Origin of the sequence: Halovivax asiaticus JCM 14624 (genome assembly GCF_000337515.1) — an archaeon.
Classification (GTDB): domain Archaea; phylum Halobacteriota; class Halobacteria; order Halobacteriales; family Natrialbaceae; genus Halovivax; species Halovivax asiaticus.
In genome coordinates this window covers 1-9050 of sequence record NZ_AOIQ01000004.1, presented here as the reverse complement: position 1 = coordinate 9050, position 9050 = coordinate 1, and the positions used below count along the sequence as shown (strand labels likewise).

Here is a 9050-nt window from a genome sequence, read left to right as displayed (position 1 = left end):
CTCGCGCCATCAGAGATGTGTATAAGAGACAGACTCCCGGTCGAGGATCGATTCGAGAGCCCGCGTCGCTCGGATAGCAACCGCCGAGGAACTGTGCGTTTGCATCTGGCGGATCTCCTCGGCCGTTTGATCGATCATGGTTCAGGGGTCGGCCGTCCGGGCAATAGCCGTTTCGGGTACTCTCACCGATGGCCCCCGCGTGTCGGGTCGAACTGCGTTTGGTGCGTGTGGGTAACACAACGCTTTTCGAGCCAGGTACCCGCGTGTCGGTATGGACGAGGAAGCCGTACGCGACCGACTCGCCAACATCGAGGACCCGGCCCTCGACGGCGATCTCGGCTCGCTCGGGCTGATCAACGACGTGACGGTGACCGATGAGACGATTCAGGTCGATCTCGCACTCGGCGCCCCGTACTCACCCGACGAAACAGCGCTCGCGGGGATTATTCGCGACCAGCTGTCGGGAGAGGGCTACGAGGTCGACCTCTCGGCGAGCGTCCCCAGTCGGGACGACTCCGGCGCCGAGGACGCCGTCTTGCCGAACGTCAAGAACGTCATCGCCGTCGCCTCCGGGAAAGGTGGCGTCGGAAAGTCGACGGTCGCGGTCAATCTCGCCGCCGGACTCGCCGATCGCGGCGCCCGGGTCGGCCTCTTCGACGCGGACGTCTACGGGCCGAACGTCCCCCGGATGATCGACGCCGACGAACCCCCGATGGCCACCGAGGACGAGACGCTCGTTCCGCCGGAGAAGTACGGCGTGAAACTGATGAGTATGGCGTTCCTGGTCGGGGAGGACGATCCGGTCATCTGGCGCGGGCCGATGGTCCACAAGGTGATCACGCAACTGACCGAAGATGTCGAGTGGGGCCATCTCGACTACCTCGTCGTCGACCTGCCGCCGGGGACCGGCGACACGCAACTGACGATGCTCCAGACGATGCCTGTCACGGGCGCCGTCATCGTCACCACCCCGCAAGACGTTGCACTGGACGACGCGCGCAAGGGCCTCGAGATGTTCGCCGAGCACGAGACGGTCGTCCTCGGTATCCTCGAGAATATGGCCACGTTCGCCTGCCCCGATTGCGGCAGTCAGCACGACATCTTCGGCTCCGGTGGCGGCGAGGCGTTCGCCGAGGTGCACGATCTCCCGTTCCTGGGATCGATCCCCCTCGACCCAACCGTTCGAGAAGGCGGAGACGCAGGCGAACCGACCGTCCTCGGAGACGGCGAGACGGCCGACGCGTTCGCCAACGCGACGGCCGAGATCGCGGACAACGTCGGCATCGTCCACCGACAGGCGATCGCCACCGAAACGCAACGCTCGACGCCACCGACGGAGCACTGACGACGGGACAACGCATGAGTGACGACGAATTCGACCCCGATCCGGAACGCGTCGAACTCCTCCGGACGGTCGCCGACGACATCCGCGGTGATTCGAGCGAACGCAAACAGCTGGCGAATATCCTCTATCGCACGAGCGACATCTACGATCCCGACGAACAGACCGATCCGGAGGACGTCGTTCGGAACGTCAAATTCATCCTCGAAGTCGTCGAACAGGGCGGTCTCGATCGGTAGTACGCGCTGGAATACTCCCCCAGAAATGCGCCACCACGGTGCTTTTTTGTCCGGCCACCCCAGCACCAGATGATGGCACAGGAGACCCGGTCGAATCCCTTCGGGATGGACGCGGACTGCCGGAACTGTCCGGCACTCTGTGAGACGCGCGAGACGGTCGTCCACGGCTACGGTGACGTCACTGCGGACTTCTGTTTCGTGAGCAAGCGGCCTACCAGACGGGCAGATGCGACGGGGGTCCCCTTCGCCGGCGACGACGAGTTTTCATCGCTTCAGCGAATCCTCGGCCGACTGGGCTTATGTGACCTGACGAGCGATCCGGCCGAACCGCGGCTGGAGAATGCGTACCTCACGTCACTGTCACGGTGTCGCCACCCCGACCGAGACCCGACAGCTGACGAGATAACGAACTGTGAACCGTATCTCGACGCGGAGATACGAATGATCAATCCGCACCTGCTGGTTCCGATCGGCCAGCGAGCGCTCACCAGCCTGGGCGCCGAATACACTACGCGAAACCCGGACGACCTTCGTATCGAGGATCTCCACGGCGAGTCGATTCGCGGCCGTGGGTTCGAGCTCGTTCCCTTGTTCGACCCGTCGACGGCAACCGACGAAGAGATAGACGACTGGGTGCGTCGCTTCGCCGAACTTATGGCGGCCGATTACCGGCAAACGAAGGGCCGACGCAGCCGATAGCGGCTTTCCGACCGGGATAGCTCCAACGGGAACGACTGGGGATTCGTGAATCGGGCTCAGACACCAGCGGAAACGTGAAAATCGACTTTCTCGCTCTCTTACCAGTACGGCGTTTCGAGCCAGCTGCCACCGCGTGCGCCGACGACCGCCGCGAGTGCGACGGCCACGAAGACGATCACACCCATGAGCACAGCCGCGGCCGGCTGGATCGTCGACGGATCGAGTGCGTATCCGCTGAGTGCGCCGTAGGCACCGAGTACGATGGTGCCTACCACGGTGAGTACGCCGAGTGCGCCTCCGACTCGTCTGGCTGTCGTCTGGGTTTGCATGGGCGATAGTGACCGCGTCGCGAGTTAATCGTGGTGGTTCATCGAGCGAACAGGTGGGCAGAAAACGGCGCGTTCTTGGGGGCGGACGCCGTCGGCGCACGTATGATCGTCGTCCTGCCGGTCTCACCGCCGTGGAGTGAGTGTGTTTCGCCCCGTTTCTCGATCGCGGCGCCGGACGCCTCGAACGCTCTCGAAACCCTGTACGAGGCGGCCGTCGCCGACGTCGCGTCGATCGCCGAGGCGAGCAGCGGCCAGCTCCTGATCAACTACCGGGACGAGGAGACGCTTCCCGAGACGGACCGATCGGACGATCCCGCCGATGCCTGTCGTGCGCTGGTCGACGACGTGGTCAGTGACGACGTCCGATTCGAACGGCAGGTCGGCTCGACGCCTGCAGCCCGACTGGGGAATACGGTCACGCACTTGCTCGAACAGGAAGCGGCCGCGTCCGTCTGCGTTCTCGATCCACTCGCGCCGCTGGTCCGCCGAGCGGACGTCGACGGGGTCCCGATGAAGGTCCGTCGCGACTCGGTCATCCTCGGCCCCGACGGAACGGGCGACGTCTACCTCGCGGCGTTTACGGACCCGATCGACTTCACCGACGCGTGCGAACCGCCGGTCCTCTCGACGCTCGCCGACCGTGCTCGCCATGCCGATCGATCCATCGGATTCACGCCCACGGTCCCGCGAGTCACAACTGACGCTGGAATCGCCGCGACGACCGCCGCGATCGACGCCCGTCGGGCCGCGAACGAACCGGTCCCGGAAGCGACGGCAGCCGCCCTCGAGGACCTGGAGTTCGCAAACCGGGACCGAGACGAGCCCGACGCGTAGGTCGGACCGACAACGCTTTTTGACCGGGCAGAAAACGACCACCTGCGGTGGGGTGGCAGAGCGGCCTATTGCGCCTGCCTTGAAAGCAGGTGGCGTCAGCCTCATGGGTTCAAATCCCATCCCCACCGTCTTCTGCTCCGAACGAAGGTGAGGAGCGAATCGGATACGGTGGGATTTGAATCAGGGAAGTCGCAGCTCGCACAGCGACCGAAGGGAGCGAGCAAGAACGTCTTCACGTGGTTCAAATCCCATCCTCACCGTCTTTTGCGAGGAACGGACGTGACGAGCAAAGCGTAGACATGGGATTTGAAGGAGGCCAGTCGCGCGCAACGAAGTGAGCACGTCTGGGAGTAGTTCAAATCCCATCACCGTCTCTTCACGAAAAGTGGGACGCGTAGCGGGGACTCCTATGAGTACGAAATCGAAACGTTACCGGTGCTCGGCGGCGGCAGACTGCGGTGACGAGAGGAGCGAGGCGCCGGAAACGAGGTCGTCGTAGTGTTCGTCACAGAGGGCGAAAGGGTTTTCGTCGGCGGTGTATTCGACGCGCGATTCGACGACGCCGTCGGAGACCGTGGTCGTGGGTAGCCATCGCGGGAAGGAGACGGTCGCGTCTCGTTCACAGCCGGGACAGCCGCAGTCGCCGTCGATCGAGCCGCGTTCGAAGACATCCGTCGCTGGGAGGACATCGAGTTCGCAGTTGCGACAGAGGGCACCGACCGCGTCGTCCGAGACGAGATCGATGACGGCCCTGTTGTAGCCCGGTTCACGTCGACAGCGGACACATCGGCTGCGAGATTCCGTCGGCATTCGTGGGAGTCAACTCGACGCCATGGTACTCAACTCACCATCGTAAAACTATCGACCGCGTCGTGGAAACGAGTCGCCGATCGGAACCCGAATTCGTGGGGCAAACTGCAGCAGTTGTCGGCACAGCTCGACGTCGGGATGCGACAGCTGAGAGCCGTTGGCGGTAAAAATCTACGGCCTGGTGAGATCGATGTCTCGCGCGTGAGAGAGGAGTTCCTCATCGTACCTGCTGGCCGTCTGCTGGGGTGCTCGGTCGTCGATCGCCCTGACGAGCGAGACCGTGTTGCGGAAGTTCTTGATCGTCGCCTCGTCGATCATCTGTCCGTCGATCGATACGGCTCCCGTTCCCTCATCCAGAGCGGCCGTCGCACGCTCGATTCGATCGATTGCGCGGTCAAGTTCGTCGGGGAGGGGCATGTGAACGTGGTTGGCCTGGACCGTCTGTTTCGGATGCAAGGACCAGGAGCCGTCGAGGCCAAGGTGCGCTTCGTGTTCGATCTGGTCGGCGTATGCCTCGGCCTGATAGGCCGTGACGCCCGCACGCGTCGTGAACAGCTCGTCGAAGGGACCGCCGATCGCGAGGAGGTCATTCGCGCTCGTCTCGATCGAGAGTGCTTCGAGCGTCCCATCCCATCGAGGGCGACCGGAGCCGACGTCCCGCCCGCCGAGCTGGGCGGTGTAGTCGACGGGGCCGAAGACGATGGCCGAGAGTGGCGAGTCGGACCCTCGACGAGCGATCTCTCGAAGTGCTGATCGGGCCTGTGCAGTCTCGAGAATAATCGCGAGTCCGATCTCGTCCTGGGGAACGTCGTACGTCTCGCGCACGTCCGCCAGGGTTCGGCACACGCGGTCGAAATCTTCGATCCCGCCGACCTTCGGGACGACGACGCCGTCGACGTAGTCGTCGACTTCGCGAACGAGGGTCTCGATCTGATCGCGACCGCGTTCTCGCAATCCGGCGTTCGTGTCGCTCCACTCGACTCGTGGCCAGCACTCGCCGGCGAAATCGTGGGTTCCCAGCAGGTCGACCGTGTTCTCGAGCGCCTCGTCTTTCATCGAGGGGGCCGTGCCGTCCTCGAGGTCGGGGACGAGCCAGTCGGGTGCCTCGAACCCCTCGGCAGTGAGGCCCGAACGCAGGTACTTCGCCGTATCGGCCTTCGGAACGGCGGCCGGGGCGGTCTGAAAACTTCGACAGAGTCGTGTCGTGTCGGTGGTCGTCATGGTGAATCGGTGGGTTGGATTGGACGCTTCTCGGTTCGTTGTCGTTCGAGTGATGCTCTGGTGGGCTACGGACTGGTCCGGATTGCCGCGAGTCGTCGACCCGAGTAGACCGGTTCGTCCCGCTGATTGAACGCGATGTGTTGGAACCTGACGAGACCAGCCCTGTCTGTGGGAATCTCGTCGTCGAAATCGGAGAGCGGCTTCGGAGTCGATCCGCCCGTCGAGGACAGTTCGACCGCCTCGAGCACCCGGGTGAATCCGTAGATCGTGTCGCCCGGCGTGACGAAGGTGTGGAACCGTTCGTCGTCGAACCCAAGGTCGCGGTAGGTCGCCTCGTCCGACCGGGCGTGTCCGAGGGCGATCGATCTGGACACGTCGCCGTAGGCGACGATATCGCCCGACGGCGCGTCGGCCATCGCGTCCACGTTGTGGTGCTGCCTGGCCGTGTTGAGGGTCGAAAGTGGTAACGTCGCAACGGTCACGTCGTCGATCGTTCGCCCGCGTTCGTGTCGGTAGGCCGCGACGCCGTCGTGATCGGCGGCCGTTTCGAGTGCAGCGACAAAATCTTCGAAGTGAGGTCCCTCGGGAGCGACGAACGGGCCACTCGGGATATCCTCGCCCTTCTCTTCCGCCTTCGTTTTCCCCTCCTCGTCTTCCGCTTCTACTTCTTCTGCGTCTCCCTCCTCCGCTTCCTCCATTCCGCTTGCCTGGTCGGTCGGCGCTGAGCCGCCGCCATCCGTGACGCGAGCGGGTTCTCGCCGGGGAATCATGTTCGTTCGGTCGTACGAGCAGAGTCGCTCACCCGTCTCGGCGTCCAGTCCCGTCGTTCGCCAGGTGACGATCGCGTACGACGGGCGTGATCCCGACGCCTCGACCGACAGCACCTCGCTCTCGACCCGGAGTTCGGTGCCTGGGTAGACGTCGCGGTGGAATCGCCCGTTCGTCCGCCCGAGGAAGTACCCGCCTTTCTCGCTCAGATCTTCGACGGTGATTCCCAGCGTCGCGGCGAGCAGGTAATCCGGATGGATCGGACGGTCGTCGAAGTCCGCGTCTGCGGCCCGGTCCGATCGCCAATACGTTGGATCGTGGTTCAGTGTTTGACTCGTCCACAGTTCATTGCCCCACTGTGAGAGGACGAGTCCAGGGTCGTGTTCGATGACGTCACCTTCGTCGAAGAACTCCGCGTAGTGGCCGGTTTCCAGCGTCTCACTGTGCTCGAGGACGCGGCCGAACGTTTCCGGATCAGTCCAGTCAGTCATCGGCCGGTACCCCCGATTTCGCGTGGCGGCGTACGGAGACGGTTCGACGCATCTCGTTCTCGACGAGCATGTAGCCCTCGTCGAACCCCATCCCCGGTTTGGCGAGGACCTGGGCGGCGTCGGTGGCGAGCGCGACGTGAGCTGTCGCGCGAGCCGAGGTCGCAGTCTCGTTGCACGTCCCGCCGAGATAGGCGCGCGTGTCCGTCCCGTCGCAGTACGTCACGGCTGCCGCACTCCGCTGGAGCCCACCGAGATCCGGTGTCTTGACCTGAACCACGTCGGCGGCCCCGGCGTCGACGAACGCCTTCACGTCCGCCAGTGTGTTACACCACTCGTCGGCGACGATGTCGACATCGACACCGGCGTCGGCGAGGCCCTCCCGGAGTTCGGCCATCGCCGAGAGTTGTGCCTCGCGACTGCCGGCGTCAATCGGTCCTTCGATCTGGATGTCGTAGGGTTGAGCCGCGGCTTCGAGGTCACCGAAGTACTCGATCACCCGATCACGATCGAACGGTGGTCCGAACAGGTCGCCGATCGTCCCGTAGACGTCGAGGTGGAACGTGGGTTCGTACTCCGTCGGACCGAGTTCGTCGGTTCGGTCACGGAGCCACTCGACGTACTCGAGAAGACCATCACCGGACGGGCCGACTTTTTCGCGGGTGTTGAAGAGTCCGTGCGGGAGAACCGGGACGCCGGAGAGGAGCATCTTTTCCGCGTTGACGTACCGATCGTCGCCGGATTGCCCGAACACCGGGATCGGCTGGGTAGCCGGTGTCGTGTCGACCGTGTTCGCGACGACGTCCGTCATCGTCGTGCGCTCAGCGCGGGCTGCAGCGGCGAGCAGTGCCTGTGAAAGGCCGTACCGGACTGCCGTGTGGAGTCGGCCACCGTCGGGCGACGGTGATTCGATCGTCGCCGTGTTTGCGCCGAAGGCTGCGGCGTCTCTGCCGCGGAGTTCGTCCGCGATCGGTCCCTCGACGAGGTCGACGTACTCGGCGGCCCGAAACAGCGGATCGCGACCGCCAGCGCCGCTGTACTGTACGGCAGCGCAATCACCACGGACGGTCGAGCCGTCCGAGAGGGCGAGCGTCACGATGAGGGATTCGCCCGGCTGGCGAACGCGATCGAAACCTGCGGTCACTGGGTTGCCCTCGTAGACGAACCCGTCACGACCGGCGCCCTCGGCGATCGCCGCCTGGTCGTCGAAGTAGAATCCGGAGACGCCGGGCGTGGCGAGGACTGATTCAATCTGCATCCGACACCCCGCCAGACTGGCTGGTCTCTGACGGACGCCCGATGAGGCGACCGTTACTGATCGCATCGACGTCGTCGGCGACCATGTGGAACGAGGTCGATCGATCTTCGGTCTCGGCGCGTCGTTCGAGCCGTGCAGCGTGGATCTCCTTGATTTCGTCGTCGAAAGCCAGGTCGCCGAAGTCGAACAGTCGAACCCGACCGTCGTCGTCACGAGCGGGGAGACACGCCCCTTTCGCGCTCTCACTCGGGGCAAAGGGAACGTCGAGCGCCCCGGAGTCGAAGGCACGAACGGCACCGCGGGCCACGTCACCGTCGCCGTGGTCGAAGACCGCCTCGAGCAACGATCGCGTCTCCCGTTCGATCAGGTCCTGTTCGGCCTCGACGCCATCGATGTCGAGTCGTTGCTCCATAGCCATATCTAGCAGTTGTCGCGTCGTCCGTAGCCCCGCGGCGTTCGCCTCTTTCGTCGGCACGCCCTGGAACTCCTGGGGCGACTTGGTGATCACTTTGTCCGGACGCGCGATCGCGGCCGTGAGCGCTCCCAGGCCGATGACCCCGTTCGCCCGAGCCTCGTCGGGCGGGAACCCGCCCATCCACTCGTGAAAGACGGTCGTCACGCACACCTCGTCCGGGAGGTACTCCTCGCCCAGCGCGCGTAGGGCCCGCAATGCGGCGACGTCCTGGACGACGTTTCCGACCTGTCCGTACCCCAGTGTCAACGAGCGGACGCCCTGCGTCGCCGCGAGCAACCCCTCAACGATCATGATCGAGATCGCGATGGACGGTGGAACGAGCGTCCCGGTCAACGGACCGAAGGGTTCGCGATTGATCCTGACCCCGCGTTCGGTGTACACGCCGGCGAGTCGATCGACGTACTGCCAATGTTCGATCGTCGTCGCCAGGTCGCCGCGCTTGGTGTACGGAATGTTGTACGAAATCGGGCCGCCCTCGAAGCTCTGGAAGCCACCGGCGAGCGTGACCGCAGCGAGCAACCGCGCGTCCGGCGTGCCGTGGCGGACTTCGATCGGCCCGTCGACGGACTCGACCAGGGTGCGGCATC

The 9050-nt window shown here is 64.4% G+C and carries 10 protein-coding genes, 1 tRNA gene and 1 pseudogene; 5 read left to right on the top strand and 7 right to left on the bottom strand.

The genetic code is table 11. The annotated features are described in order from the left end of the window. Positions 1-33: 33 nt before the first annotated feature. Positions 34-138, bottom strand: a pseudogene (locus C479_RS15940) (translation initiation factor eIF-2B); the annotation flags it as partial. A gap of 133 nt (positions 139-271) precedes the next feature. Between C479_RS15940 and C479_RS00910 the strand changes: the two are divergent. The 3 genes from C479_RS00910 to C479_RS00900 all read left to right on the top strand — a co-directional run bounded on the left by C479_RS00910 (position 272) and on the right by C479_RS00900 (position 2280). Next, positions 272-1345: an Mrp/NBP35 family ATP-binding protein gene (locus C479_RS00910; protein ID WP_007696472.1), complete on the top strand. Its 1074-nt coding sequence runs from the start codon at positions 272-274 to the stop codon at positions 1343-1345. A gap of 14 nt (positions 1346-1359) precedes the next feature. Further along, entirely contained in the window at positions 1360-1581 is a 222-nt protein-coding gene (locus tag C479_RS00905) for a hypothetical protein (RefSeq protein WP_007696470.1), read from the top strand. Positions 1582-1653: 72 nt separating this feature from the next. Next, complete coding sequence (locus tag C479_RS00900; RefSeq protein WP_152415772.1) at positions 1654-2280, top strand: uracil-DNA glycosylase; 627 nt, start codon at positions 1654-1656, stop codon at positions 2278-2280. Positions 2281-2378: 98 nt separating this feature from the next. Here C479_RS00900 and C479_RS00895 read toward each other — a convergent pair whose 3' ends face one another. Continuing rightward, complete coding sequence (locus C479_RS00895) at positions 2379-2609, bottom strand: hypothetical protein (protein WP_007696467.1); 231 nt, start codon at positions 2607-2609, stop codon at positions 2379-2381. A 102-nt stretch (positions 2610-2711) separates the two neighbouring features. On the opposite strand from C479_RS00895, the gene C479_RS00890 reads away from it, so the two are divergent. After that, positions 2712-3443: a hypothetical protein gene (locus tag C479_RS00890; RefSeq protein WP_007696465.1), complete on the top strand. Its 732-nt coding sequence runs from the start codon at positions 2712-2714 to the stop codon at positions 3441-3443. A 46-nt stretch (positions 3444-3489) separates the two neighbouring features. Continuing rightward, a tRNA-Ser gene (locus tag C479_RS00885) sits at positions 3490-3571 on the top strand. A 301-nt stretch (positions 3572-3872) separates the two neighbouring features. Here C479_RS00885 and C479_RS00880 read toward each other — a convergent pair. The 5 genes from C479_RS00880 to C479_RS00860 all read right to left on the bottom strand — a co-directional run. Continuing rightward, positions 3873-4253, bottom strand: coding sequence for a hypothetical protein (locus C479_RS00880; RefSeq protein WP_007696463.1), 381 nt, complete (start codon positions 4251-4253; stop codon positions 3873-3875). Between the two features lie 171 nt (positions 4254-4424). After that, positions 4425-5474, bottom strand: coding sequence for an L-malyl-CoA/beta-methylmalyl-CoA lyase (citE, locus tag C479_RS00875; RefSeq protein WP_007696462.1), 1050 nt, complete (start codon positions 5472-5474; stop codon positions 4425-4427). Positions 5475-5539: 65 nt separating this feature from the next. Next, entirely contained in the window at positions 5540-6733 is a 1194-nt protein-coding gene (gene mch / locus C479_RS00870; protein WP_007696460.1) for a 2-methylfumaryl-CoA hydratase, read from the bottom strand. Next, positions 6726-7988, bottom strand: a complete 1263-nt coding sequence (locus C479_RS00865; RefSeq protein WP_007696458.1) for a methylaspartate ammonia-lyase — start codon at positions 7986-7988, stop codon at positions 6726-6728. Before C479_RS00865 ends, mch begins: the two co-directional genes overlap by 8 nt. Then, a partial coding sequence (locus C479_RS00860) for a methylaspartate mutase subunit E (RefSeq protein WP_007696455.1) occupies positions 7978-9050 on the bottom strand: 1073 nt, incomplete at its 5' end. The genes C479_RS00860 and C479_RS00865, both read right to left, overlap by 11 nt.

Coding starts and splice junctions, on each gene's coding strand:
- C479_RS00910 (WP_007696472.1), top strand. CDS start 272: ATGGACGAGGAAGCCGTACGCGACCGACTCGCCAACATCGAGGACCCG.
- C479_RS00890 (WP_007696465.1), top strand. CDS start 2,712: ATGATCGTCGTCCTGCCGGTCTCACCGCCGTGGAGTGAGTGTGTTTCG.
- C479_RS00880 (WP_007696463.1), bottom strand. CDS start 4,253: ATGCCGACGGAATCTCGCAGCCGATGTGTCCGCTGTCGACGTGAACCG.
- citE (WP_007696462.1), bottom strand. CDS start 5,474: ATGACGACCACCGACACGACACGACTCTGTCGAAGTTTTCAGACCGCC.
- C479_RS00865 (WP_007696458.1), bottom strand. CDS start 7,988: ATGCAGATTGAATCAGTCCTCGCCACGCCCGGCGTCTCCGGATTCTAC.
- C479_RS00900 (WP_152415772.1), top strand. CDS start 1,654: ATGGCACAGGAGACCCGGTCGAATCCCTTCGGGATGGACGCGGACTGC.
- mch (WP_007696460.1), bottom strand. CDS start 6,733: ATGACTGACTGGACTGATCCGGAAACGTTCGGCCGCGTCCTCGAGCAC.
- C479_RS00895 (WP_007696467.1), bottom strand. CDS start 2,609: ATGCAAACCCAGACGACAGCCAGACGAGTCGGAGGCGCACTCGGCGTA.
- C479_RS00905 (WP_007696470.1), top strand. CDS start 1,360: ATGAGTGACGACGAATTCGACCCCGATCCGGAACGCGTCGAACTCCTC.